The sequence below is a fragment of the Micromonospora sp. NPDC047074 genome (assembly GCF_040643815.1).
Lineage (GTDB): Bacteria > Actinomycetota > Actinomycetes > Mycobacteriales > Micromonosporaceae > Micromonospora.
The window spans coordinates 189,100-213,523 of the sequence record NZ_JBEYVB010000008.1 but is presented as its reverse complement, the minus strand read 5'-3'; the positions used below and the strand labels follow the sequence as shown (position 1 = coordinate 213,523).

Annotated in this window: 21 protein-coding genes; 15 read left to right on the top strand and 6 right to left on the bottom strand. The window is 74.2% G+C overall.

Going from position 1 to position 24,424, the window contains the following annotated elements; all coding sequences use genetic code 11:
• Positions 1-72: 72 nt before the first annotated feature.
• The gene (locus tag ABZ809_RS14915) at positions 73-420 is read right to left on the bottom strand and encodes an Lsr2 family protein (protein WP_357563019.1); all 348 of its coding nucleotides are present in this window, start codon (positions 418-420) and stop codon (positions 73-75) included.
• A gap of 348 nt (positions 421-768) precedes the next feature.
• Between ABZ809_RS14915 and lon the strand changes: the two genes are divergently transcribed.
• Positions 769-3,099 (top strand): endopeptidase La, encoded by a 2,331-nt coding sequence (gene lon / locus ABZ809_RS14910; RefSeq protein ID WP_357563018.1) that lies wholly within the window; start codon positions 769-771, stop codon positions 3,097-3,099.
• Between the two features lie 108 nt (positions 3,100-3,207).
• Here lon and ABZ809_RS14905 read toward each other — a convergent pair whose 3' ends face one another.
• Complete coding sequence (locus tag ABZ809_RS14905; protein ID WP_357563017.1) at positions 3,208-4,770, bottom strand: MFS transporter; 1,563 nt, start codon at positions 4,768-4,770, stop codon at positions 3,208-3,210.
• A 106-nt stretch (positions 4,771-4,876) separates the two neighbouring features.
• On the opposite strand from ABZ809_RS14905, the gene ABZ809_RS14900 reads away from it, so the two are divergent.
• Complete coding sequence (locus ABZ809_RS14900; protein ID WP_357563016.1) at positions 4,877-5,563, top strand: TetR/AcrR family transcriptional regulator; 687 nt, start codon at positions 4,877-4,879, stop codon at positions 5,561-5,563.
• A 179-nt stretch (positions 5,564-5,742) separates the two neighbouring features.
• On the opposite strand, the gene ABZ809_RS14895 is transcribed toward ABZ809_RS14900, so the two are convergent.
• Complete coding sequence (locus ABZ809_RS14895; protein WP_357563015.1) at positions 5,743-7,512, bottom strand: DEAD/DEAH box helicase; 1,770 nt, start codon at positions 7,510-7,512, stop codon at positions 5,743-5,745.
• A 102-nt stretch (positions 7,513-7,614) separates the two neighbouring features.
• Between ABZ809_RS14895 and ABZ809_RS14890 the strand changes: the two genes are divergently transcribed.
• From ABZ809_RS14890 to ABZ809_RS14860, 7 genes are all read left to right on the top strand, one after another.
• On the top strand, positions 7,615-8,136 hold the full coding sequence (locus ABZ809_RS14890) for a 2'-5' RNA ligase family protein (RefSeq protein ID WP_357563014.1): 522 nt from the start codon (positions 7,615-7,617) through the stop codon (positions 8,134-8,136).
• A 98-nt stretch (positions 8,137-8,234) separates the two neighbouring features.
• Positions 8,235-8,981, top strand: coding sequence for a winged helix-turn-helix domain-containing protein (locus tag ABZ809_RS14885; protein WP_357563013.1), 747 nt, complete (start codon positions 8,235-8,237; stop codon positions 8,979-8,981).
• Between the two features lie 48 nt (positions 8,982-9,029).
• Positions 9,030-10,046 carry a cytochrome P450 gene (locus tag ABZ809_RS14880; protein ID WP_357563012.1) on the top strand — a complete coding sequence of 339 codons (1,017 nt, stop codon included), beginning with the start codon at positions 9,030-9,032 and terminating at the stop codon, positions 10,044-10,046.
• Positions 10,024-10,836 (top strand): isocitrate lyase/phosphoenolpyruvate mutase family protein, encoded by an 813-nt coding sequence (locus tag ABZ809_RS14875; RefSeq protein ID WP_357563047.1) that lies wholly within the window; start codon positions 10,024-10,026, stop codon positions 10,834-10,836. Before ABZ809_RS14880 ends, ABZ809_RS14875 begins: the two co-directional genes overlap by 23 nt.
• 140 nt (positions 10,837-10,976) lie before the next feature.
• Positions 10,977-11,939, top strand: coding sequence for a hypothetical protein (locus tag ABZ809_RS14870; protein ID WP_357563011.1), 963 nt, complete (start codon positions 10,977-10,979; stop codon positions 11,937-11,939).
• Positions 11,940-11,943: 4 nt separating this feature from the next.
• Positions 11,944-13,554, top strand: coding sequence for an asparagine synthase-related protein (locus tag ABZ809_RS14865; RefSeq protein ID WP_357563010.1), 1,611 nt, complete (start codon positions 11,944-11,946; stop codon positions 13,552-13,554).
• Between the two features lie 61 nt (positions 13,555-13,615).
• Positions 13,616-14,545, top strand: coding sequence for a PfkB family carbohydrate kinase (locus tag ABZ809_RS14860; protein ID WP_357563009.1), 930 nt, complete (start codon positions 13,616-13,618; stop codon positions 14,543-14,545).
• 7 nt (positions 14,546-14,552) lie between these two features.
• On the opposite strand, the gene ABZ809_RS14855 is transcribed toward ABZ809_RS14860, so the two are convergent.
• A complete protein-coding gene (locus ABZ809_RS14855; protein WP_357563007.1) occupies positions 14,553-15,566 on the bottom strand; it encodes a linear amide C-N hydrolase in 1,014 nt (337 codons plus the stop codon).
• A 106-nt stretch (positions 15,567-15,672) separates the two neighbouring features.
• Here ABZ809_RS14855 and ABZ809_RS14850 point away from each other — a divergent pair, with 106 nt between their 5' ends.
• The gene (locus ABZ809_RS14850; protein WP_357092866.1) at positions 15,673-15,894 is read left to right on the top strand and encodes a DUF2188 domain-containing protein; all 222 of its coding nucleotides are present in this window, start codon (positions 15,673-15,675) and stop codon (positions 15,892-15,894) included.
• Between the two features lie 83 nt (positions 15,895-15,977).
• Here ABZ809_RS14850 and ABZ809_RS14845 read toward each other — a convergent pair whose 3' ends face one another.
• Positions 15,978-17,429 (bottom strand): hypothetical protein, encoded by a 1,452-nt coding sequence (locus ABZ809_RS14845; protein ID WP_357563005.1) that lies wholly within the window; start codon positions 17,427-17,429, stop codon positions 15,978-15,980.
• 139 nt (positions 17,430-17,568) lie between these two features.
• On the opposite strand from ABZ809_RS14845, the gene ABZ809_RS14840 reads away from it, so the two are divergent.
• From ABZ809_RS14840 to ABZ809_RS14820, 5 genes are all read left to right on the top strand, one after another.
• Positions 17,569-18,255: a DUF305 domain-containing protein gene (locus tag ABZ809_RS14840; RefSeq protein ID WP_357563004.1), complete on the top strand. Its 687-nt coding sequence runs from the start codon at positions 17,569-17,571 to the stop codon at positions 18,253-18,255.
• Between the two features lie 87 nt (positions 18,256-18,342).
• Positions 18,343-19,569: a histidine kinase gene (locus ABZ809_RS14835; RefSeq protein ID WP_357563002.1), complete on the top strand. Its 1,227-nt coding sequence runs from the start codon at positions 18,343-18,345 to the stop codon at positions 19,567-19,569.
• Positions 19,566-20,231 carry a response regulator transcription factor gene (locus ABZ809_RS14830; protein WP_357563001.1) on the top strand — a complete coding sequence of 222 codons (666 nt, stop codon included), beginning with the start codon at positions 19,566-19,568 and terminating at the stop codon, positions 20,229-20,231. Before ABZ809_RS14835 ends, ABZ809_RS14830 begins: the two co-directional genes overlap by 4 nt.
• A 147-nt stretch (positions 20,232-20,378) precedes the next feature.
• Positions 20,379-20,516, top strand: coding sequence for a hypothetical protein (locus tag ABZ809_RS14825; RefSeq protein ID WP_357562999.1), 138 nt, complete (start codon positions 20,379-20,381; stop codon positions 20,514-20,516).
• Complete coding sequence (locus ABZ809_RS14820; RefSeq protein WP_357562998.1) at positions 20,513-22,996, top strand: FtsX-like permease family protein; 2,484 nt, start codon at positions 20,513-20,515, stop codon at positions 22,994-22,996. The genes ABZ809_RS14825 and ABZ809_RS14820 overlap by 4 nt, the downstream gene beginning before the upstream one ends.
• Before the next feature lie 54 nt (positions 22,997-23,050).
• On the opposite strand, the gene ABZ809_RS14815 is transcribed toward ABZ809_RS14820, so the two are convergent.
• Positions 23,051-24,313, bottom strand: a complete 1,263-nt coding sequence (locus ABZ809_RS14815; protein ID WP_357562996.1) for a nucleotide sugar dehydrogenase — start codon at positions 24,311-24,313, stop codon at positions 23,051-23,053.
• Positions 24,314-24,424: the final 111 nt, after the last annotated feature.

The window sequence follows — 24,424 nt, the reverse complement described above, 5'->3', positions numbered from 1 at the left end:
AAAGACCGGCGGGGCCCCGCTGATTTCACAGCGTGACCCCGCGCAAGCCGCAGCGTGAACCCGGGTGCCCGGTCAGCGGTTCTTGTACGCCTCGACGACCTCGACCGGGATGCGGCCCCGCTCGGAAATCTTGTAGCCGTTCTTCGTGGCCCATTCCCGGATGGCCCGGTTCTGCTCCCGGTCCATTCCCGAGCCGCTCGACGCGCCTGCCCGGCGAGGTGCCCGCCCGGCGTCGACCGCGCCGCGCCCGATCCGCCGGCCAGCGTTGATGTACGGGTCGAGGGCCTTACGCAGAACGCCCGCGTTCTCGTCGGAGACGTCGATGGTGTAGGCCACGCCGTCCAGACTGAACTCGACGGTCCGGTCGGCCTTTCCACCGTCGAGGTCGTCGGTCAGGACCGTGATTACTTTTCTTGCCATCGCCAATTACTCCCTGTGTGGGGCGGGGTGTGGTCAAAGTTTGACCTATCCGACGGCATATCCGCAACAATGCGCGTCGTTTTCATTTCGGCGGGTCGCGTTATCGCCGGGGGAAATCGGCGGCCCGGCGCAAAGCCCGGGACAGTTCGGCGCCCGCCGGCCGGTGACTCCGCCGATCGTCGCGGGCGTGGCTCCGCAGTCGTCGGGCGGCGTGGCGGGGTGTGGGCCCGGCGGTGGGTCTGCCGCCGCCGAGGGGCGGTGCGGTGGCCTACGTCACAGCGCGGAACAAGGGGAACGGTTTGTTACTTGAGCTGAACACGCTCAACTCAACGCGATAGTAGGTGTTCGATGGCAACCCTTCCGGTACTTCCCCTGACCGACGCCGTGCTCCTGCCCGGCATGGTGATCCCGGTGACCCTCGACCCCACCACCCAGGCCGCCGTCGACGCGGCGCGCGCCACCGGTGACCACAAACTGCTCGCCGTGCCCCGCCTCGACGGCGAGTACGGCCCCGTCGGCGCGGTCGCCACGATCGAGAAGGTCGGCCGACTGCCCAGCGGCGAACCGGCCGCCGTCATCCGTGGCCTGTCCCGGGCCCGGATCGGTTCCGGCGTACCCGGACCCGGCGCCGCCCTCTGGGTCGAGGCGACCGTGCTCGACGAACCCGCCCCCGCCGGCCGCGCCCGCGAACTCGCCCGCGACTACCGCGCCCTCATGACGTCCGTGCTCCAGCAGCGCGGCGCCTGGCAGGTCATCGACGCGATGGAGCGGATGACCGACCTCTCCGAGCTCGCCGACTCGGCCGGCTACGTGTCCTGGCTCAGCCTCGCCCAGAAGACCGAGCTGCTCGCCGCACCGGACGTCACCGCCCGGCTGGAACTGCTCGTCGGCTGGGTGAAGGAGCACCTCGCCGAGCAGGAGGTCGCCGAGCAGATCAACACCGACGTCCGCGAGGGGCTGGAGAAGTCCCAGCGGGAGTACCTGCTGCGCCAGCAGCTCGCCGCCATCCGCAAGGAACTAGGCGAGGAAGAGCCGGACGGCTCCGCCGACTACCGGGCCCGCGTCGAGGCCGCCGACCTGCCCGAGAAGGTCCGCGAGGCGGCCCTGCGCGAGGTCGGCAAGCTGGAACGGGCCAGCGACGCGTCCCCGGAGGCGGGCTGGATCCGGACCTGGCTCGACACGGTGCTGGAGATGCCGTGGGGTACGCGTACCGAGGACCACACCGACCTGGTCGCGGCCCGTGCCGTGCTCGACGCCGACCACGCCGGCCTGGCCGACGTGAAGGACCGGATCCTGGAGTACCTCGCCGTACGTGCCCGGCGGGCCGAGCGCAACCTCGGCGTCGTCGGCGGTCGCGGCTCCGGCGCGGTGCTCGCCCTCGCCGGCCCGCCCGGCGTCGGCAAGACCAGCCTCGGCGAGTCGGTCGCCCGCGCGCTCGGCCGCAACTTCGTCCGGGTCTCCCTCGGCGGCGTCCGCGACGAGGCCGAGATCCGCGGCCACCGGCGCACCTACGTCGGCGCGCTGCCCGGGCGGATCGTGCGCGCCCTGCGGGAGGCCGGCTCGATGAACCCGGTGGTGCTGCTCGACGAGGTCGACAAGCTGGCCGCCGGCTACGCGGGCGACCCCGCCGCCGCCCTGCTGGAGGTGCTCGACCCGGCGCAGAACCACACCTTCCGCGACCACTACCTGGAGGTCGACCTCGACCTGTCCGACGTGCTGTTCCTGGCCACCGCCAACGTGGTGGAGGCCATCCCCGGCCCGCTGCTGGACCGGATGGAACTGGTCACCCTCGACGGCTACACCGAGGACGAGAAGGTCGCCATCGCCCGGGACCACCTGCTGCCCCGGCAGCGGGAACGGGCCGGGCTGACCACCGAGGAGGTCACCGTCGCCGACGACGCCCTCGCCCGGATCGCCGGCGAGTACACCCGGGAGGCCGGCGTACGACAGCTGGAGCGGTCGCTGGCGAAGATCCTGCGCAAGGTCGCGGTGGCCCTGGCCGCCGACCCGGCGCCGGTCCGGGTGGACACCGGCAACCTCGCCACCTACCTCGGGCGGCCGAAGTTCACCCCGGAGTCGGCGGAGCGGACGGCGGTGCCGGGCGTGGCCACCGGCCTGGCCGTCACCGGTGCCGGCGGCGACGTGCTCTTCATCGAGGCCACCAGCATGGAGGGCGAGCCGGGGCTGACGCTCACCGGCCAGCTCGGCGACGTGATGAAGGAGTCCGCGCACATCGCGCTGTCGTACCTGCGCTCCAACGGGCGGCGGCTCGGGCTGGACCCGAACGCGCTGGCCGGGCGGCGGATCCACCTGCACGTGCCGGCGGGCGCGGTGCCCAAGGACGGCCCCAGCGCCGGCATCACCATGGTGACCGCCCTCGCGTCGCTGGCCAGCGGCCGGCCGGTGCGGCCCGAGTTCGGGATGACCGGCGAGGTGACCCTCTCCGGCCGGGTGCTGCCCATCGGCGGGGTGAAGCAGAAGCTGCTCGCCGCCCACCGGGCCGGCCTGACCGAGGTGATCATCCCGGCCCGCAACGAGCCGGACCTGGACGACCTGCCGGCCGAGGTACGGCAGGAGCTGACCGTGCACACCCTGGCCGACGTCGCCGACGTGCTCGCCCTGGCGCTGCGCCCCGCCGAGGCCGACACCCGCCCCGACCCGGCCCTCACCGCCGCCTGAGATGTTAGGAAGGGCCCCCTGCTATGCACCAGGCGATAGCAGGGGGCCCTTCCTAACAGGTCTGCGGCAGCGCGCATGACCTGCCCGGCTGGCGGTACGCGAACCCCGCTAGCGGGTGCGGGTCGGCTCTTGCCTGCGGACGACGAGGACCGTAGCGACAAGCGCGGCTGCCACGGCTGCGAGGACGGCGCCCACACCGGCGTAGGCCTGCAGTCCGTGGGTCACGGCATCGCGCACCACGCCGAGGAATGCCGGGCTGTCGGCGGAGAGCCGTTCAGCCGTGGCGATCCCCGCATGGATGCTGGATTCCGCGGACCGCGCGGCCGACTCCGGCACCTCGGACGGCATGGTGTCGGACAGGGTCGCGCGGTAGATGAGCACGCCGGTCGCACCGCCGGCGGCCACTCCGAGTGCGGCTCCCAGCTCACCCCCCACTTCCTGGGCGGCCGCCGCGGAACCCGTCTGCTCCGGCGGAGCGCTGGAGATGACCAGATCGCTGATCAGGGCAATCGCCGCGCCATGCCCGAACCCGATGATCGATACCGCGGCCACGAGTAGGGGGAGAGGCACTCCCAGGCCGGTGGCGACGACGACAAGCGCCGCCCCGAGCGCGGCGACGGCCAGCCCTCCCACCACGACGGTCGCGGCGGGGATCCGCGCGGTGAGGGCGGGCGCGAGCATCGCCCCGCCGATGTTCACCAGGATGTACGGAAGCGTCCAGAGACCGGCCTGCAGGGGCGAGAGACCTCCGACCCACTGGAGATACTGGGTGAACAGGTAGAACATGCCGACGACACCGATGCCGACGAGCAGCAGGGCCGCCAGTGAGACGGTCATCCGACGGTTGGCGAGCAGAGCAAGGTCGAACAGCGGGCTGCGCAGCCGAGACTGTCGGCGGACGAAGACGGCCAGGACGACGAGGCCGCCCGCCACGACGGCGAGCTTCGGCCAGACCGGACCGCTGCCCGTCTCCTGCCCGGCGGCGAGTTCCTGGAGTCCGTAGACCACGGCGAGCATTCCGGCCACGGAGAGCGCGACACTCGCCACGTCGATCCCGGTGCGAGACCGCTCCTCGCGTTCCGGTAGCAACCTGGGGCCGGCGAGCAGGAACAGAAGCATCGGGGGCACGTTGACGAGGAAGACCGATCCCCACCAGAAGAACTCCAGCAGCACCCCACCGAGGAGTGGGCCGATCGCCCCGCCGGCGGAGAAGGCGCTGAACATGATGGCGATGGCGAGGCGACGCTGCCTGTCGTCGCGGAACATGACGCGCAACAGCGAGAACAGTGACGGCATCAGGGTGGCGCCGGCGATTCCCAGCAGGGCGCGAACTGCGATCAGCATCTCCGCGCTGTCGGAGAACGCCGCGACGGCGGACAGGGCGGTGAAGATGGCCGAGCCGGTCAACAGGAGCCGGCGCGGGCCGATGCGGTCGCCCAGCCGTCCCATGGTGACAAGGAACCCGGCGATCAGAAATCCGTAGACGTGCACGATCCACAGGGCCTGGACCGCGGTGGGATTCAGGTCTGCGCTGAGTGTGGGCAGCGCGAAGAACAACACCGTCAGGTCGGTCGAGAGCATCAGCATGGGCAGCACCAGCAGGGCGAGCCCCGCCCATTCCCGGCCGGTCGCGTGGTCCACGGCTACCGCTCCGGTTCCATTACGTTCCATCACGTAACGATAGGTGGGGACGCCTGCGGTGTCCAGGTCGGCGCGATCTCGATCAAGGCGTACTCATTACGTGCCGTAACGTAACTGCGGGTATAGCCTGGTGCGCATGCCCGAAGCGCATCGTTCCACCGGGGGCACCGGCGGCCGACCACGCGACCCGCAGATCGACAGCGCTGTGCTCGCCGCCGCACTGGACGTGCTCGACGAGGCGGGCTACAGCAGGCTGACGCTCGAAGACGTCTCCCGCCGGGCCGGCACCTCCCGACCGGCGATATACCGACGGTGGCCAGGGCGCGCACCGCTGGTGCTCGCCGCGATAGCGACCCGGCTCGACGTGCCCTCGCCGCCCGACACCGGCTGCACGCTGTGCGACCTCGACGAGAGCTTCAACGTCTTTCTCGCCGCCTACCGCACAATCCGCCCGGACGTGCTCAGCTCGCTGTACAGCGACTGCGCGGCAGACCCGGAACTGCGGGCGCGCTACCTGGACACCGTCGTCGAACCGTCCCGCCGGGCGGTCGGCAGCACCCTCGACCGAGCCGTCGCGCGCGGAGACCTGTGCCCGGACACCGACCGGGAGCAGGTGCTCGACATCGTCGGATCGCTGGTGCACTACCGCGCACTGTTCGGCCGCCGGCACCTGACCGATGCCGAGGCGGAGAGCGCCATCAAGATCCTGTTGAAGGGCGTGGCCGTGAACTACGACGCGCTTGTCGCACACAGTGCGGCGGTGGAGGAGAACCATGTGACGGCCCACGGCGGCCACCACAACCGCCCGCCCGCCGCGCTCTGAACACGTTCCGCCCGCCGCCCGAGGGGTAGGAAGGGACCCCTGCCAACGCCTCGTGGACAGCAGGGGACCCTTCCCCGGCAGGCGGCGCGGCGCGTGCCTGCTCGGGATACCCGAGTGTTGGCAGAGGACCCTTCCTCAACCGGAAACGTCAGGAGGAAGTGCCCTTTCCTTTCACCTGGTCAGCGGCGCTCGCGCCGGTTGGCGCCGTCGAAGCGGCGCTCGCCGCCGCCGTCGCCGTCGCGGTCCCGGCGTACGGTCGCCTTGCGGCCCTTGATGGTGCTGCCGCGCAGCCCCGCGATCACCTCGTCGGCGACGCTCTGGGGCACCTCCACCAGCGAGAACCGGTCGGCGATCTCGATCGAGCCGATGTCCCGGCCGTTGACCCCGGTCTCGCCGGTGATCGCGCCCACCAGATCCTGCGGGCGGACGCCGGCGCGCCGGCCCAGCCCGACGAAGACCTGGACGGTGCCGCCGGTGCGGGACCGGGCGGCACCGGGACGCCGATCGCCCCGGCCGCCGCTGTCCGGCCGACCCTCGCGCGGGCCCCGGACCGGCACCTGCGGGATCTCCTCCTCGTCGGCCGAGCCCGGCGACGTCGCCTCGTGCGCCAGCTTCACCGCCGCGAGGGCCACCTCCACCAGGTCGAACTCGTCGGTCAACGACTCCACGATCGCCCGGTACGGGTCGAGGTCGTCCTCCAGCAGGCTCTCCCGTAGCGCGCCCTGCGTCAGCTCCAGCCGCCGGGTGCGCATGTCCGCCACGGTCGGGATCTTGTCGATGCCGATCCGCTGCCCGGTGACCCGCTCGATGGTCTTGAGCATCCGGTGCTCACGCGGCTCGGCGAGGGTGATCGCCACGCCCTCCCGCCCGGCCCGGCCGACCCGACCGATCCGGTGCACGTACGACTCGGGCGCCGACGGGACGTCGTAGTTGACCACGTGGGTGAGCTGCTCGACGTCCAGGCCCCGGGCGGCCACGTCGGTGGCCACCAGCAGGTCCGCGGTGCCCGCCCGCAGCCGGCCCATCACCCGGTCGCGCTGCTCCTGGCTCATCCCGCCGTGCAGCGCCTCGGCCCGGTAACCACGGCCGTTCATCGTCTCCGTGAGCCGGTCGACCTCCTCCCGGCTGCGGCAGAAGACGATCGCCGCGGTGGGCGACTCGACGTCCAGCACCCGGCCCAGCGCCGCCGGCTTGTGCGCCCGGGCGACGATGTACGCGCTCTGCCGCACCCGGGGCGCCTCGCCGGCGACCGGCTGCTCCCGGGCGATCAGGATGCGTACCGGGTCGGTCAGGTGCTGGCGGGCCAACCCGTCGATGCGCGCCGGCATCGTGGCCGAGAAGAGCACCGTCTGCCGCTGGTCCGGCGCGTGCTCCAGGATCGCCTCGATGTCCTCGGCGAAGCCCATGTCGAGCATCTCGTCGGCCTCGTCGAGCACCACCGTGGCCAGCGACCCCAGGTCGAGGGTGCCCCGGGCGATGTGGTCGAGCGCGCGGCCAGGGGTGGCCACCACGACGTCGACCCCCGAGTCGAGGGCGCGGAGCTGCCTGCCGATCGGCTGCCCGCCGTAGATCGGCAGCACCCGCGTACCCAGGTCCTTGCCGTAGCGGTGGAACGCCTCGGAGACCTGCACCGCGAGCTCGCGGGTCGGGACCAGCACCAGCGCCACCGGGGCGCCCCCGGGCCGGTCGTCCGGCATCCGCTGCAACAGGGGCAGCGCGAAGGCGGCCGTCTTGCCCGTACCCGTGGCGGCCTGGCCCAGCAGGTCCCGACCGGCCAGCAGGAGTGGGATCGCCTCCTGCTGGATCGGGGTGGGCTCCTCGTAGCCGAGGGCGGTCAGCGCGCCCAGCAGTTCGGCGCGCAGCCCGAGATCGGAGAAGGGGCTCGTGTCGTCGGGGGCGTCGGGGCCGGGGCCGGAGGGCGGGTCGTGCCGTACGGGTGCGGAACTCATACCGCCAAGCCTTTCATCACCGCCGCGACGCCGTTTCGCCGACCGGCACAACAGCCGCCACGCAGGGCTCGCCGCCGGACTCCGGCCGGCTAGCCTGGCGGCGTGCGTACGGTCGAACTGGTCTGCTCGCCCGGGCTGGAGGGCGCGGTGCGCGGAGCCTGGGAGCGGCTGGCCGCGGCAGGGCTGCCCAGCCTGGCCCGCAACACCCACCCGACGAACCGGCCGCACCTGACCCTCGCCGCGGTCGACGAGTTCCCGCCCGGCGCGCGGCGGCGGCTGACCGACCTGTTCGACGCCGCGTTGCCGCTGCCCGTACGGCTGGACCGGATCGCCGTGCTCGGCGGCAGCGCCCCGCTGGTGTGGCTGCTCCACCCGTCGCCGCAGCTGACCGCCCTGCACGCCGCCGTCTGGGACGTCCTCGCCGGGGCACCGGGACAGCGGCCGTGGCACGCGCCGGGCAGTTGGCGGCCGCACCTGAGCCTGGCGCTGCGCTTCCGCGACGCCGACCGCCGGCGGGCCCGCGCGGTGGCGGGCGCCGACCGCCCCGACGGCACCTTCGTCGCCGGGCGCAGCTACGACGGGGAGAGCAGGACGGTCAGCCCGCTCGGCGGCGCCGGCCCCTGAACGGCCCGCCGCCGCAGGCCGCCCGCAGCGACGGGAACCGGCCGAGGCGGGACGACGTGTCGGTGGGCACCGCAACGTGTCCGTGCCAGCATGGGCCGGTGACCACCACCGCCGCGTCCGGCCCGGCCCTGGCCCGGCTCGCCGCACTGCTCGCCGACGACACCCGGGCCCGCTTCTGCCTGGCCCTGCTGGACGGCCGGGCGTGGACGGCCGGAGAGCTGGCCCGCCTCGCCGGGGTGGCGGCGTCCACCGCCAGCGACCACCTCACCCGGCTGGTCCGGGGCGGGCTGCTGGTCGAACAGCGACAGGGGCGGCACCGCTACGTCCGGCTCGCCGGCCCCGCGGTGGCCCAGTTGATCGAGGATCTGGCCGGCCACGCCCCGGACCCGCCCCCGTCCGCCGGCTCGTTGCGCGCCGCCCGGGCCAATGCCGCCCTGGCGTACGCCCGCACCTGTTACGACCATCTGGCCGGCCGCCTCGGGGTCCTGCTGCGTGACGCGCTGTTCGCCCGCCGGCTGCTCGACGGCAGCGACGGGCTGGCCCTGACCCCGGCAGGGCTGGACTGGCTGGCCGGGCTCGGGGTTCCGGTCGCACCGCTGCGGGCCGTCCGCCGTCCCCTGGTCCGCGACTGCCTGGACTGGACCGAGCGCCGTCCGCACCTGGCCGGGGCGCTGGGCGCCGCCCTGTGCGACCGCTTCTTCGCGGCGGGCTGGCTCACCAGGGGCGCCGGCCGGGCGGTCCGGTTGACCCCGGCCGGCGGTCCCGCGCTGGCCGCCGCCCTCGGCCTCGCCCCGGCGGACCTCGCGCCGGAGGCGACCCCCGACACCGGCGGCGGCCGCGCCTGATCGACGGTTCGGCCGGCACCGAACCGATCCGGCCGTACGGTCGCGGGCGTGATCGTCGATGAACTCGTCATTCCACCCGCACCCGGCACACCGCCCGGCGGCCCGCCCGTTCTCGACCCCGACGCCGGCTGGACGGTGACCCGGCACGCCGACGTGCGGGCCGTGCTCACCGATCCGGCCTGCCAGGTGCCCGTCGCCGGGGACGGGCCACCGGGCACCCTGTCCTGGCTGCGCGGTGCCGTCAGCCGGTTCAGCGCGCCGGAGCGGCACCCCGCGCGCCGGGCGGCCGGCGTGGCCGCCCTGGCCGCTGTGGACCCCGACGAGCTGCACGCCGATGCCGCCCGGCTGACCGGGGACACGCTCGACCGCGCCGGTGACCGCCTGGACGTGATGGCCGTGCTCGCGCGGCGCGTACCGCTGCGGGTGCTGGCGGCCCGACTGGGGCTCGCCGATCCGGACCCGGTCGTGCCGGCGGTGACCGCGGTGGCCGCCGCCTACCATCCCGGCGCGGACGCCGCGCGCGTCACCGCCGCCGACGCCGCGGTGGCGACGCTGCTGGCGATGGGGCTGCCGGGTCCGCCCGAGGCGGTGGCGAACCGGATCGGCCTGCTGGTCCAGGCGTGCGACGCCACGGCCGGGCTGATCGGCACCGCCGCCCGGCACGGGCTGGCGGTGCCGCCGACCGTGCCGACCACCGAACTGCTCGCCGAGGTGCTCCGGCTCGACCCGCCGGTGCGCGGCACCCGGCGGGTCACGGTCGCGCCGGTCCGGCTGTCCGGTAACGACCTCCCGCCAGGCAGCGGGGTCCTGCTGCGGTTCGACGCGGCCAACCGCGACCCGGCGGCACACGGCGACCCGGACCGCTTCGCGCCCGGCCGCCCCGGTGCGTCGCTGACCTTCGGCGCGGGCCCGCGCGGCTGCCCGGGGCAGCGGCACGCCCTCGCCCTGGCAGCCGGGGTGGTGGACGTGCTGCGCCGCCGGTGCCGCGTCGTCGCCGCACCCGCGACCCACGAACCGCACGCGCTGCTGCGCGTCCCGACGACTGTCGAGGTGGTATCCCGATGAACGAGCGCTGCGCCGCCTTCCGCGCCCTGCACCACGCCGACCGGCCGCTGCTGCTGCCCAACGCCTGGGACCACGCCAGCGCCGCGCGTTCGCCGCGCGCGGTTGTCCGGCGGTCGGCACCACCAGCCTGGGCGTCGCCGCGTCCGCCGGCCTGCCGGACGGGGTGGCCGCGACCCGGGCGGAGAATCTGCGCCTGGCCCGGGTGCTGCGCCGCCTGCCGGTGCTGGTGACCGCCGACGTGGAGGCGGGGTGTGCCGACGACCCGGCGGCCGTCGCCGAGCTGGTGGTGGAGTTGGCCGCGCTCGGGGTGGTCGGCGTCAACCTCGAGGACGGCCGTGCCGACGGCACCCTCGATCCGGCCGCGCTGACGGCGGCGAAGGTGGCCGCCGTCAAGGCCGCCGCGCCGGAGGTGTTCGTCAACGCCCGCACCGACACGTGGTGGCTCGGCCTGCCCGATCCGCTGCCGGAGACCCTGCGCCGGGCCCGGGCCTACGAGGCGGCCGGGGCCGACGGGATCTTCGTACCGGGAACGCCGGACGCCGACACGGTCGCCGCTCTGGTCGCGGGGATCGACGCGCCGCTCAACGTGCTGTACCGGCCGGGCGGCCCCACCCTCGACGAGCTGCACGCGCTCGGCGTGGCCCGGGTCAGCACGGGCTCGCTGCTGTTCCGGGCCGCGCTCGGGGCGGCAGCGGACACCCTGGACGCGGTGCGCGCCGGCACCACACCGCCCACGCGACCGCCCTCGTACGACGAGGTGCAGCGGTGGAGTGCCCCGTCCCGACCGTGACCGTTCGTGCTCGGCAGGGCGCATCGGCCGCCCCGTAGGAGTAAATAGGAGGATTGTTCGGGCTTATCCCGTCACGCCTGATTACGGTGGGCGCAGGGCGATGCACACAGTGACGTCGTGACGGGAGAGAGGACCCGACCATGCGAGTGCCCAGCCGAAGCCCGGGACAGCGGCCCGGCTCCTCCGTCACACCCGCCGTCCGGGCCCGCCGCCGCGTGCCCGGCGCACCGCCCGGACCGGCCGCCGCGCCGGACCTCGACGCCTACCGGGCCGCCGTGGCAGACCTGTTGGTCGAGGTCGCCGCACTGGCCGGGGCATCCTGCGCCACCGCCCGGCAGGTGCTGATCGACGAGCGGCTGCGGGAGCCCGCCATCGCGGCCGTGCTCGACGCCACGCCGCAGGGGCTGATCGGCGCCCGCGAGACGCTGCTGCTGGAGATGGCCCGTTACCAGCCGAACGCGCGCAGCTCCGCCGCCGATCTCACCGCGCTGGTCCGGATCTACCTGCTCTCCCGCATCGACGTGATGTGGTGGCGCGACACCCCCGGCTTCCGCACCGACGCCCAGGTCGACGCCAGTCCCGAGCTGGTCGACCTGGAGTGGCTGCGCCGGCGGGACCTGCTGCGCTTCCGCTACACCGAGCAGCCGCGGACGCTGCTCGGGCGCGGCGTGCGGGCGGCCCGGCGCCGGTTGTGGCCCGACGCCACCCCGCGCACCGCCGGGCTGCGGTTCCGGCGGGCCCGGCGGGAGGTGGTGGCGCTGCTCAACGACGTCGCCCGGGAACTCGCCGCCAGCAGCCCGCCCGCCACTCCGCCGCTGTGGGTGACCAGCCTGGTCCGCAGCGCGGAGCACCAGCACCGCCTGCGCCGGCTCGGGTACGCCGCCATGGTGCCCAGCGGCCACTGCCTCGGCTGGGCGGTCGACGTCGAGATGACGTGGTTCGGTCGGTTCGGCGTCCGGGACACCCTGGCCGAGCTGCTGCTGGCCCGGCAGCGGGCCGGCGAGATCAACGTGGTCGACGAGGGGCAGGCGTGGCACCTGTGCCTCGCCCCGGCGGTGCGGCGACGGCTGCGCCGGGCGTACGAAGCCGAGATGGGGGTCTGAGCCGATGTGCGGCATCGCGTTGAGCCTCGGCCCGGAGGCCGATCCGACGACCTTCCGGCGGATGCTCGCCACCCTCGCCCCACGCGGCGAGGTCACCGAGACCCGCTACGAGAACGGCCTGCTCGCCGGCACCCGCCGGCTGCCGATCGTGGACCGGGAACACGCCGCGCAGCCCTGCGTCTCCGCCGACGGGCGCTGGCTGCTCTGCTACAACGGCGAGGTCTTCAACCACCGGGAGCTGCGCGCGGAACTGGTCCGGCTCGGCCACCGCTTCCACACCGCCGGCGACACCGAGGTGGTGCTCGCCGCGTTCCTGCACTGGGGCGAGGGCCTGGTGAGCCGGCTGCGCGGCGAGTACGCCTTCGCCATCGTGGAACGGCCCACCGGCCGGGCCTACCTGGTCCGGGACCCGCTCGGCGTGAAGCCGCTGTACTGGACCCGGACGCCCGGCTGCCTGCACGTCGCCAGCGAGATCAAGGCGCTGGCCGGGCACCGGGCCCCGATCGCCGAGGTGCCGCCCGGGCACCACGGCTGGGCCGAGGCCGACGGGTCGGTCCGGCTGCGCGCGTACGTCGACCTGCTGGCCCTGGGTGAGGGGCTGCCGGTGGTGGACGACCCGGACGAGGCCGCCCTGCTCGTCCGTGCCGCCCTCACCGACAGCATCCGGATGCGGGTGGACACCGACCTCACCGTGGGGGTGGTGCTCTCCGGCGGGCTGGACAGCTCGCTGGCCCTGCTGCACGTGCGCGAGATGCACCCCGACTGTGTCGCGGTCACGGTCGGGGTGCCCGACAGCCCCGATGTCGCGTACGCGCGGCGGCTGGCGAGGGACCTGGGGGTGCCGCACGAGGTGGTCGAGCTGCGCCCGCGCGACATCCGGCTGGCGGACATCCGGGAGGCCATCCGGCTGTCCGAGCTGACCGAGTACGGCGACATCATCAACGCGGTGGTCACCGTGCCGCTGTTCCGTCGGCTCCGCGAGCTGGGCGTGAAGGTGGTGCTCACCGGGGACGGCTCGGACGAACTGTTCGGCGGCTACCCGATGTACCACGAGGTCGGCCCCGAGGCGTCCCGCCGGCTGTTCCTGCACAAGATCCGCAACCTCTGCCGTACGGAGTTGCAGCGCGTCGACCGGGCCAGCATGGGGCACGGGGTGGAGGCGCGCGTGCCGTTTCTCGACCTGAGCCTGGTGGAGCTGGCGATGCGGCTGCCGATCGGGCTGAAGATGCGCGACGGGCAGGAGAAGTGGATCGTCCGGCGGGCCTTCGCCGACCTGCTGCCGGGCTATGTCCGGCGCCGGCCGAAGAACCCGATGTCGTACTCCTCCGGGCTGCACGAGCGGGCCCGGCTCTACAAGCCGTTCTTCGCCCGGCTGCACCGCTCGTTCGGCTACCATCTGCTCGAACCCGTGCGCCGCGACTTCGACAGCGTGCTGACCCGGTGCGGCAACGACCTGGACCGGGCCCTCGCGGACGGCCGGGCCCGGCCCGACTACACGGTGCTGGAGCACGCCCGCGACCTGGTGGGGGCGGCGAAGTGGAACGCCGCGCCGATGGTGCGCCGGCTGGTCGGGCCGCGCCGTACCGGGGGCGACGGGGCGACGCTGCCGGGCTGAGCGCCGCGCCGGGCCCCCCGGGAGACGGATCAACCGGCGCCACCCGGGTAGTAGGGCCGGCATGGCGCACCCGGACGTGATGGTGGTGGGACAGGTCGCGCGGGATCTCGTCCTGCTGGTCGACGATGTGCCCGGTCCCGGCGGCACCGCCCCGGTACGGCGCCGGCGCGAGCTGCTCGGCGGGAAGGGGGCCAACCAGGCCGTCGGGCTCGCCCAGCTCGGCGCGTCCGTCGGGCTGCTCGGCGTCGTCGGCGACGACGAGGTGGGGGAGCGGCTGCTGGCACTGGCGCGGGCCGACGGCATCGACGTCGACCCGGTGCTGCGCCGGCCCGGCACGACGACGGGGCTCATCGTCGACGTGGTCGACGCCGAGGCCCGCTGGCGTTACCTGGAGGACCTGCCCGAGGCCACCCTGCTCACCGTGGCGGACGTGGCCGGCGCCGCCGGCGCGCTGCGGGCCGCGCGGGCGGTCCTGGTGCAGCTCCAGCAGCCGTCGGGCGCGGCCCTGGTCGCGGCGCGCGCCGCCCGGGAGGCCGGCCGGCTGGTGGTGCTCGACGGCGCGCCGACCGACCCGGCCGACACCGACGCGCTGCTCGCCCTCGCCGACGTGCTGCGCGCCGACGCCCGGGAGGTCGAGCTGATCGGCGGCGACGCGCCGCGCGACGCGGCGGGCGGGATCGCCGCCGGCCGCGCGCTGCTCGGCCGCGGCCCGTCCCTGCTGGCCGTCGAGGTGGCCGGCGAGGGCAACGCCTTCGTCTGGCCCGGCGGCGCGCTGTTCGTGCCGCTGAGCGAGACCCCCACCGTGGACGACACGGGCGCCGGGGACGCCTTCGTCGCCGCGTTGGCGCTCGGCGTGCTGCGCGGGGACTCTCCTGAGCGGGCCGCGCGGTACGCCGTGGCGGCGGCCGGCGCCACCGTCGGGCATCCCGGCGGCCGGCCGGCCCTGACGCCGGAGGCGATCCGCGCGCAGCTCGACCGGATTCCCGGCTGAGCGAGGGTCACGTCATCGGCAGCCGGTAGCTGTGCGCGCCGCCCGCCGCGGTGGTCAGCCGGACCTCCCCGCCACGCAGGTCGTACGTCACCGACCAGCGGGTGTGGGCCTGCCGGACGTCGGCGAGGATCTTCAGGGCCGCCGCGGCGTCCGCCACGCCGCCGCTACGGTCGAGTGCCTCGGCGATCGTCCGGTAGCGGCGGTCCTCCCGGCGGCGCTGCTCGGCGACGCCCACGACGGGTACGTTGGTCAGCGCCCGCCAACCGCCCGAGCCCCGCTCGACCCGTAGCCGGCCGTCGACGAACTCGACCACGGCCGAGGCGCCGCCGGCGTCGGCGATCAGGTAGTGCAGTGGTGGGCCGCCCTGGAAGTCCACGTTGTACCGCTGGAAGACCGCCACCGCCTCGTCGACCGTGGCCGCGCGGTCGAGCACCAGCCGCAGGATGCGTACCGATCCGACGGTGGCCCGGCCCGGGTCGAGGTCGGCGCGGGCGCCGTCGTCCGCGGCGAGCCCGACCGCCAGGCCCCGCTCGTTCATGCCGTCGAAGGGCAGCAGCGGGGCGTTGAGCAGCCGCCGGTCACCGGCCGGGTCGGCGTCCACATCGAGGTACGACATGTCGACCACCGAGATGCTGGCGTACGCGTCCGGCGGATCGGTGCGCAGCACCAGCGCCGGGTTGGCGTCCCAGTCGAAGTTGCGGGCGAACAGCGGTCGGCCGGGGTCGCCGGCGGCGGCGAAGAGCGAGCACCCGAACGGCCTCGCCGGGCCGGCGTCCGTGCCGACGGTCGGGTCGTACGCCCCGTCGTAGGTCATCTCGTACAACGGCAGCTCGTCGACCCTGCGCAGGCTGGCCAGGGTTCGCTCGACCTGGCCGGCGTCCTGCCGCGAGGCGGTCAGTGGCCCCGACGCCGTCGGCGCGGCGGTGGGTTCCGGTGCCGGGGCGGGTGCCGGCGTGGAGCTGGCGCAGGCGCCGACGGCCAGCACCAGGGCCAGTCCGGCGGGCAGCAGGGTTCTCCGCATGACCCTCAACGCTATGGCGGCGGCGGTCGGTTGTCCACGGAGGAGGGTTTCCGCGCCCGGCGCCCGGGTATCGGGGCAGACAACGACCGAGAGGCGGGTGACAGACATGAAGCGCAACGAGTACCACGTCGTGCCGAACGGTGGCGGCTGGAAGGTCGAGCAGGGCAACCAGGTCGTCGGCACGTTCGACACCAAGCAACGCGCTGTCGAGGAGGGCCGTCGGGCGGCGCACGGCAACGAGCCGAGCCAGCTCGTCGTGCACACCTCGGACGGCAGGATCGAGACGGAGTACACGTACCAGGACGACCCGTACCCGCCGGCCGGCTGAGCGTCGCCGCCGCGTCCACCAGGGACACGTTCGGGCCCGGCCCCCTGCGAGGGGGACCGGGCCCGTCGGCGCGGTGGGCGCGACTACCAGCCGAGGTAGCTGGGCTGGGTCTGCACGTTCAGCTCGCGGTAGCGGACGAGGTTCGCCGTCCAGGTCCGCCAGTCGGTCAGCTTCAGGACGTCGAGGCCCTTGCGCATGTCGTTGGAGTAGATGTAGCCGTTGTAGTAGTACGCGGACCAGGAACCGCCGCCGGTCAGCTGGTCGTTCGACAACGGGCCCCGCTCCCAGAAGGCGATCTCCTTGGGGTTGGCCGAGTCGGTGAAGTCGAAGACCGAGATGCCGCCCTGGTACCACGCCTGGACCATGAAGTCCCGCCCGAGCACCGGGATCAGCGAGCCGTTGTGCGCCACGCAGGTCTCGGTGTCGGCGTTGACCCGGGGAATCTTGAAGTAGCTGCGGAAGACCATCGTCCGGGCGTCGCCGCGGCCGGTGATGTCGTAGATGGCGTTCGCGCCCCGGTGGGGGCCGATGACCTCGTTGCAGGTGGCCGCGCCGCCGCCGCCCAGCTCGTCGGTGAAGATCACCTTGGTGCCGGCGTTGTTGAACGTCGCCGAGTGCCAGAACGCGAAGTTGACGGTGTCCCGGACCCGGTTGATCAGCCGCGGGGCCTCCCGGTTCGAGATGTCCATCAGGATGCCGTCACCCATGCACGCGCCGGCCGCCAGGTTCTTCTCCGGGTAGACGGTGATGTCGTGGCAGCCGGTGGTGGCCGAGCCACCCGGCCGGCCCTCGTAACCGCCGTCGGGGAAGAGGTTCGGGGTGGACACCACCGCCGCGTCGGTGGGCGACTTCAGCGGCACCTTGACGATGGAGATGGAGTCGTGCGGGGGCTGGCAGTCGGGGAACTCCGCGCGCGGGCCGTACGAGGACACATACAGGTAGACCGCCTTGCGGTCCTTGCCGGGCACGAGGGTGTGGGTGTGCGACCCGCAGGCCGTCTCCACCGCCTTGACGTAGCGCGGGTTGGCCTTGTCGCTGATGTCGAAGACCTTCATGCCCTCCCACGACTCCTTGGCCGTGGCCGATCCGGCGACGCTGTTGCAGGAGTCGTCACTGCGGGGGCTGTCGGTGGAGAGGAACAGCAGTTCCCCGTGGATGGAGATGTCGTTCTGCGACCCGGGGCAGTAGACCTGCGACACCACGGTCGGCGCGGTGGGCCGCGAGATGTCGTAGATGACGAAGCCGTTGTAGTTGCCGGCGAAGGCGTAGCGGCCCTGGAAGGCGATGTCGCTGTTGGTGCCGTCCAGTGGCGCCTGCTTCGGCACGTTGGCGACCTGCCGCAGGTTGGGACTGCTGACGATCTCGTCGATGCCGGGGATCGTGTTGGTGGCGTCCACCGTGCCGGCCGGGGCCGAGCGCGCCGTCACCCCGGCGTTTCCGGGAGCGGCGGTGGCGACGCCGGCGAGGAGAAGACCGGCCGCGGCCAGGCTCACCGTGGTGAGCCGCCGGGCCCGGGGGGAGCGGAGACTGGTCATCGGCGATGCCCTTCGCAAGGGGGATGACGATGCCGCACACCCTACCGTCCGATGAGACCTGTCGATGTGACGCGCGTCACATGTGAGGCTCTGTGTCGATGGATACGATCGCGATGACCTCTACCAACAGGAGTGGCCCATGACCCACCGCCGCATGCGGACCCTGGCCGTCGCCCTGTCCGCGCTCCTGCTGTCGGTGGTGGTCGTCATCCTGTCCCGGTCCGACGACGGCGCGGTCCCCGCCCCGGCGGGACCGGTCGCCGCCCCGACGTCCGCCCCGGCCGGTCCGTCCCGGCCCGCCGTGATCGTGCCCGGTCGACCGGGCGAGACCGCCGTCACCCGGCCCGCCGAGGAGATGCGCGACGCCACCAGGGCCCGCCACAACTCATTGGACGTCTGGTTCGTCCGGATGATGATTCCGCACCACGCCCAGGCGCTGGAGATGGCGGAACTGGCCCCCGACCGAGCCGCGGACCCGGCCCTGCGCGCCCTCGCCGAGCGGATCCGGGCCAGCCAGGGCCCGGAGATCGGCATGATGCGGGGCTGGTTGCAGGAACGGGGGCTCGGCACGGAGACGGCGGGGCACGAGCACGCCGGCATGCGGGGCATGCAGTCGCCGGAGGCGATCCGGCAGTTGGCGGCGGCGCGCGGTGCGGAGTTCGACCGGCTCTTCGTACGGATGATGACAGAGCACCACCAGGGTGCGGTCCAGATGGCCACCGACCTGCTCAAGGTCGGCGCCGACCTCACCCTGTCGGAGTTCGCCAACTCCGTCGCCACCGAGCAGACCGTCGAGATCGACCGGATGCGCGAACTGCTGGCCTGATCCCGCCGACGCGCCACGCGCGCGTGGCGGGCGCGTCTCCGCCCGTGCGCCGACCCCGCCGGCACCGGCCTGCGGCACGTACGCTGGGTGACCGTGAACCGCACGATCCTCGGCCGCCCCCTGCGCAGCGTCGCCTTCGACGTCTTCGTCGTCGCCATGGTGATGCTCTTCGGCCTCGTCACCGCGGTGAGTCAACCCGGTGGGTGGAGAGCCACCCTGGTCGGGGCCGCGATGGCGGTGGCGTTGCTGTTCCGCCGGTCCCACCCGTCGGCGGTCGCCGCCGTCGTGGCGGCGCTCGGGCTGGTGCAGTTGGCCGCCGGCTGGGGGCCGCTGGCCTTCGACGTCGCGGTGCTGGTCGCCCTCTACAGCGTGGTCAAGTACGCCGACCGCCTCCGCGACGGGATCCTCGCCGGGGTCGGCGCCGGCGTCGGGGTGGTGCTCGCGGCCCTCCAGACCCGCGGCGACGTCGCCTGGTGGGCGACGGCGATCTACTTCGGCCTGGTCACCGGTGCGGTGTGGCTGGTCGGGCTGAACGTGCGGACCCGCCACCTCTACGTGCTCAGCCTGGAGGAGCGGGCCGCCACCCTGGAACGGGAACGCGAGGCGGAGGCGCGGGCCGCCGTCGCCGGGGAACGCACCCGCATCGCCCGGGAACTGCACGACGTGGTGGCACACGGCATGGCGGTGATGATCGTGCAGGCCGACGGCGCGCGGTTCATGCTCGACCGGGACCCGGAGACCGCCCGCCAGGCGATGAAGGTGGTCGGCGACACCGGCCGGCAGGCGCTGGAGGAGATGCGCCGGCTGGTCGGCGTACTGCGGGAGCCCAGCCCGTTCGACGCGGCGGGCGAGCCCGACGGCGCCGGGGTGGCCGCCGACCCGGCACACCGCCGGTTGGCCCTGACCGAGCTGCCCACCCTGCTCGACCGGTTCCGCGCCGCCGGCCTGCGGGCCCGGCACACGGTCACCGGGCAGCCGCCGCCGATGCCGCCCGGGCTGGAACTGACCGTCTACCGGGTCGTGCAGGAGGGGCTGACCAACGCGCTCAAGCACGCCGGGGTCGGCGCCCGCGTCGAGGTCACCCTCGTCCACGCCGACGACGCCGTGGTGGTCCGGGTGGTCGACGACGGGCGCGGCCAGACCCCGGTCGCCCCGGCCCCGTCCGGCGGGCACGGCCTGGTGGGCATGCGGGAGCGGGTCGGGGTGTACGACGGCAGCCTCACCGCCGGGCCCCGACTCGCCGGGGGCTGGCAGGTCGAGGCGCGGCTGCCGCTACCGTCGACCTCCGGGGCGACGGAGGTGGCGGCGGCATGACGGTCCGGGTGGTGATCGTGGACGACCAGGCGCTGGTCCGCGCCGGGTTCCGGATGGTGCTGGACTCCCAACCCGACCTGGCGGTCGTCGGCGAGGCGATCGACGGCGCCGACGCACTGCGGGTGCTGGCCCGGATCGAGGCCGACGTCGTGGTGATGGACGTCCGGATGCCGACCATGGACGGGGTCGAGGCGACGCGGCGGATCTGCCGGGAGCGTCCCGCCGGCTCGCCCCGGGTGCTGGTGCTCACCACCTTCGACACCGAGGCGGACGCCTTCGCCGCGCTCCAGGCGGGCGCCAGCGGCTTCCTGCTCAAGAACGTCCCGCCGGAGGAGTTGCTGACCGCCATCCGCGTGGTCGCCCAGGGCGACTCGGTGGTCGCGCCGCCCATCACCCGCCGGCTGCTCGACCGGTTCGCCGGGCGGCTCGGCCCGCTACCCGCCGAGGACCCCCGGATCGGCCAGCTCACCGAGCGGGAGCGGGAGATCCTCCTGCTGGTGGCCGAAGGGCTCAGCAACGCGGAGATCGCCGCCCGGGTGCACGTCGCGGAGGCGACCGTGAAGACGCACGTCGGGCGGATCCTGGCCAAGCTCCAGCTCCGCGACCGGGTGCAGGCGGTGGTGCTGGCGTACGAGAGCGGGCTGGTCGTCCCCGGCGGCTGAGCCGGTCTACGACCCAGGTCGTACGGGTCCGCCCGGTCAGGGTGCCCCGAGGTCGCAGCGAAACCGGGCGCGCGGGTGGACGCGCCCCGCCACCCGCGTCCATAGCGTCGGAGACGTCCCAGCCACGATCTCCACGGGGAGCCCCACGTGTCCGTCGCATCTCCCGCGCCCGCCGCCACCGACAGGATCGACGTCGACCTCGCCGCCGGCCGGGTGCGCGACGCGCTCGCCGGCCTCGACCCGCCGCGGGTACCGGCCGTCGGCGGCACGGCGGTGGCCCGATGATCCGGCTGACCCTGCGCCAACTCCGCGCCGAGGTGCCGCGTCTGGTGCTCTCGTCGCTGGCCATCGTCCTCGGCGTCGCGTTCGTCGCGGGCACGCTGATCTTCGTCGACGGGATGCGGGCCGGCGCGTACGACCGGGCCGGGGCGTTCGACCGGCACACCGACCTCGCCGTGTACTCCGCCACCGCCGCCGCGCTGCCCGCCGAACTGGTCGACCGGGTGCGCGCGGTCGACGGGGTCGCCGCCGCCGAGGGCGAACTGCTCGGCTCCGGCGGGATCGTCGGCGCCGACGGCCGCCCCGTGCTCGGCTACGCCGTCCTCGCCGCGATCCCCGTCGAGCAGGCGTTGCGTTCGTACGACGTGGTGGCCGGCCGGCTGCCCGACCGCCCCGGCGAGGTGGTGCTGGACGCGCCCACCGCCGCCGAGGAGGGCTTCACCCTCGGCGCGCCCGTACGTCTCGGCGGCGGCGGGGGAGCGGCCCGCCCGTACACGCTGGTCGGCACGGTCGACGTGGCCGGCACCGCCCGGGACGTCGGCGGCCCGTTCATCGGCCTGGTCGGCGCGGACGCCCTCGCCGTGACGGGCCAGCGCGGCTACGACCGGATCATGGTGGCCGCGCGACCGGGCGTGGCCGACGCGGCCCTGGCCGACCGGGCCGCCGAGGCGGCCGGCGCCGGTGTGACCGTCAAGACCCGGCAGCGCATCCTCGACGACGCCGTGACCGACGCGGTGCGTGATCTCCAGCAGTTCAACATGGTGCTGCTGACCTTCGCCGGGGTCGCCGTCGTGGTCGCCGGCTTCGTCATCGCCAACACCTTCGCCATCGTGCTGGCCCAGCGGACCCGGCGGACCGCGCTGTTGCGGCTGGTCGGCGCGACCCGGGGCCAGCTGTTCCGCGCCGCGCTGCTGGAATCCGCCGCGGTCGGGCTGCTCGCCTCCGCGGCCGGCGTGCTGATCGGGGTCGTCCTGGCCGGTGGCATGGGGCAGCTGATGGCGCGACTCGACGCGCCGGTCTCGGGCGGGCTCACCGTCACCCTGCCGACGGTGCTGGTCAGCATCCTCCTCGGCACGGCGATCACGGTGGGCGCCGCGCTGCTGCCCGCGTGGCGGGGTACCCGCGTCGCCCCGGTCGCCGCGCTCACCGACGCGGCGGTGCAGCCCGCCCGGGGCGCCGGCCGGCTCCGGCTGACCGCCGGGGCGCTGGTCTCCGCCGCCGGGGTCGCCGCGCTGGTCGGTGCCGCGTCCGCCGGCCAGGTGGTGCTGGTGGCGGCCGGCGGCGTGCTCACCTTCTTCGGCATCGTGCTCTTCGGCCCGGTGCTCGTGCCGGCGCTGGTCCGGGTGCTGGGCTGGCCCGCCCGCAGGCTGTTCGGGGCCACCGTCGGCCTGGCCGTGACGAACGCCGTACGCAATCCGCGCCGGCTCGCCGCGACCGCGACCGCCCTGGTGATCGGGATCGGTCTGGTGTCGGCCTTCGTGGTCGGCGCGCGCAGCATCAAGGAGGGGATCGAGCGCAGCGTGGACGCCGAGGTCGGCGTCGACTGGCTGGTCACCGGGGTGGGCGGGGACCTGCCGGGACCGCTCGTCGCCGAGCTGCGCGCCCGTCCCGAGCTGGCGGTGGTGCACGAGCAGCGCGGCACCGTCGCCGACGGCGTGCAGGTCCGGGCCGCGCACCCGGCCCTGGTCGGCCGGACGCTGACCGGGGTGGTGGCCGGCGACCCCGGCCGGCTCGGACCCGGTTCGGTGCTGGTGCACCGGGAGCTGGCCCAGGCCCGGGGCTGGACGGTCGACTCCACCGTCACCCTGCGGGGCCGGCCGTTCCGGGTGGCAGCGGTCGTCACCGCCGACGGGCCGGTGCTGGGTGGCAGCCCCGTGCCCGCCGGCCATGTGATCGACGTGGTGGACGCCGACTTCGCCGCGCTCTTCCCCGACGAGCGGGGCCACCTGGCGGAGGTCGACCCCGTCGACGGCGTTCCCGCCAACCAGGCCCGGGCCGCCATCGAGACCGTGCTGGCCCGCTACCCCACGGCCAACCTGATGGACCAGGGCGCGTACAAGAAGATGCTCACCGGCACGGTCGACATGCTGCTCGCGTTCGTCACCGCGCTGCTCGGCCTCGCCGTGGTGATCGCGCTGGTCGGGGTCGCGAACACGCTGAGCCTGTCGGTGCTGGAGCGGGCCCGGGAGCACGCCGTGCTGCGCGCGGTGGGGCTCACCCGGGGCCGGCTGCGCGCCGTGCTGGCCGTGGAGGCGGTGCTGATGGCGCTGGTCGGCGCGGTGCTCGGGGTCGGCCTCGGCACCGGCGTGAGCGCGGCCGCCATGGCGCTGCTCGCCCGGATCAGTGGCGACTTCGCCGTGGTGCTGCCGGTGGGGCAGCTCGGGCTGATCCTCGGCGTCGCCGTCGTGGCCGCCCTGGCCGCCTCGGTGCTGCCCGCCCGCCGGGCGCTGGCCCGGCCGGTGGTCGAGGCGCTCGGCGACCAGTGACATCCGTCGGCCGGTCCCGCCCGCCGGGGCGGGACCGGCCGACGGTGCCGGGTCCTACAGGCGTTCCACCGCCGGGCCGGCGCACCGGTTGCGGGTGTCGAAGACGTACCGGGCGTGCCGGGTCACCAGGTCGTAGTCGAAGTCGTCATGGTCGGTGACCACCACCACCGCGTCCGCCGCGCGGATCTCCCGCTCGGTCAGCTCCACCACCAGCACACCGCCGGGAATGTGGTGTGGCTCCGCGTACGGCTCCACCGCCCGGACGTCCGCGCCGAGGGCCTGGAGGCGCCGGGTGACGTCGACGGCGGGGGAGTCGCGCATGTCGCCGGTGTTCTTCTTGTACGCCAGCCCCAGCAGCAGCAGGCGCGCCCCGCTGACCGCGCGACCCGTCCGGTTCAGCCCGTTCATGATCCGCTGCGCCACGTGCTCGGGCATCTCGTGGTTGACGTCGTTGGCCAGCTCGATGAACCGGAACTGCCGCCCGAGGCGCCGCTTGACCTGCCAGGACAGGTAGCAGGGGTCGATCGGCAGGCAGTGCCCGCCGACCCCCGGCCCGGGCCGGAACGGCATGAAGCCGAACGGTTTGCTCTCCGCCGCCTCGATCGCCTGCCAGACGTCGATGTCGAGGTGGTGGGAGAGCATGGTCAGCTCGTTGATCAGGGCGATGTTCACCTGCCGGAAGGTGTTCTCGATCAGCTTGGTCAGCTCCGCCACCCGGGTGGAGTCCACCGGCACGGTCCGCTCCACGAGCCGGCGGTAGAACCCGTCCACCCGGGCCAACGCGGTCGCGTCCATCCCGGAGACCACCTTCGGGGTGTTCTCCAGGCGCCACGTCCGGTTGCCCGGGTCGATCCGCTCGGGGCTGTAGCCGAGGTGGAAGTCGCCCGGGCTGCGCAGGCCGCTGGCCGACTCCAGCAGCGGGCGCAGCAGCTCCTCCGTGGTGCCGGGATAGGTGGTGGACTCCAGGACCACCGTGCAGCCCGGCCGCACGTACGGGCCGATGCCGACGCCGGCCTGCTCCACGAAGCTGAGGTCGGGAGTGCCGTCCCGCAGCGGGGTGGGCACCGTGATCACGCAGATGTCGAAGCCCTCGGCGTCGGCGTACTCGGTGCTCGGGTGGTACCGGCCGCTGGCCAGCGCCCGGCCCAGCCGGTCGACCGGGATGTCCTCCACGAACGACTCGCCCGCCGCGAGTCGCTTGACGCGGTCGGAGTCGACGTCCAGGCCGATCACGTCCAGCCCGGCCTCGACGGCCCGCATCGCCAGTGGCAGGCCGACGTACCCCTGGCCGATCACGACCAACTTCTCAACGCTCACCCGGACTCCCGAGGCAGACAGCGGAAACAACCTGCTTGGAGCCTAGAGCGATCTCTGTGCCCGTAAGTCCGGTTTGGGGATATCGGGGCTGGTGGGATTGCCGAAGCGTCA

Coding starts and splice junctions, on each gene's coding strand:
- ABZ809_RS14900 (WP_357563016.1), top strand. CDS start 4,877: ATGCCCGAAGCGCATCGTTCCACCGGGGGCACCGGCGGCCGACCACGC.
- ABZ809_RS14845 (WP_357563005.1), bottom strand. CDS start 17,429: ATGACCAGTCTCCGCTCCCCCCGGGCCCGGCGGCTCACCACGGTGAGC.
- ABZ809_RS14895 (WP_357563015.1), bottom strand. CDS start 7,512: ATGAGTTCCGCACCCGTACGGCACGACCCGCCCTCCGGCCCCGGCCCC.
- ABZ809_RS14830 (WP_357563001.1), top strand. CDS start 19,566: ATGACGGTCCGGGTGGTGATCGTGGACGACCAGGCGCTGGTCCGCGCC.
- ABZ809_RS14850 (WP_357092866.1), top strand. CDS start 15,673: ATGAAGCGCAACGAGTACCACGTCGTGCCGAACGGTGGCGGCTGGAAG.
- ABZ809_RS14915 (WP_357563019.1), bottom strand. CDS start 420: ATGGCAAGAAAAGTAATCACGGTCCTGACCGACGACCTCGACGGTGGA.
- ABZ809_RS14865 (WP_357563010.1), top strand. CDS start 11,944: ATGTGCGGCATCGCGTTGAGCCTCGGCCCGGAGGCCGATCCGACGACC.
- ABZ809_RS14860 (WP_357563009.1), top strand. CDS start 13,616: ATGGCGCACCCGGACGTGATGGTGGTGGGACAGGTCGCGCGGGATCTC.
- ABZ809_RS14905 (WP_357563017.1), bottom strand. CDS start 4,770: ATGGAACGTAATGGAACCGGAGCGGTAGCCGTGGACCACGCGACCGGC.
- lon (WP_357563018.1), top strand. CDS start 769: ATGGCAACCCTTCCGGTACTTCCCCTGACCGACGCCGTGCTCCTGCCC.
- ABZ809_RS14855 (WP_357563007.1), bottom strand. CDS start 15,566: ATGCGGAGAACCCTGCTGCCCGCCGGACTGGCCCTGGTGCTGGCCGTC.
- ABZ809_RS14820 (WP_357562998.1), top strand. CDS start 20,513: ATGATCCGGCTGACCCTGCGCCAACTCCGCGCCGAGGTGCCGCGTCTG.
- ABZ809_RS14870 (WP_357563011.1), top strand. CDS start 10,977: ATGCGAGTGCCCAGCCGAAGCCCGGGACAGCGGCCCGGCTCCTCCGTC.
- ABZ809_RS14840 (WP_357563004.1), top strand. CDS start 17,569: ATGACCCACCGCCGCATGCGGACCCTGGCCGTCGCCCTGTCCGCGCTC.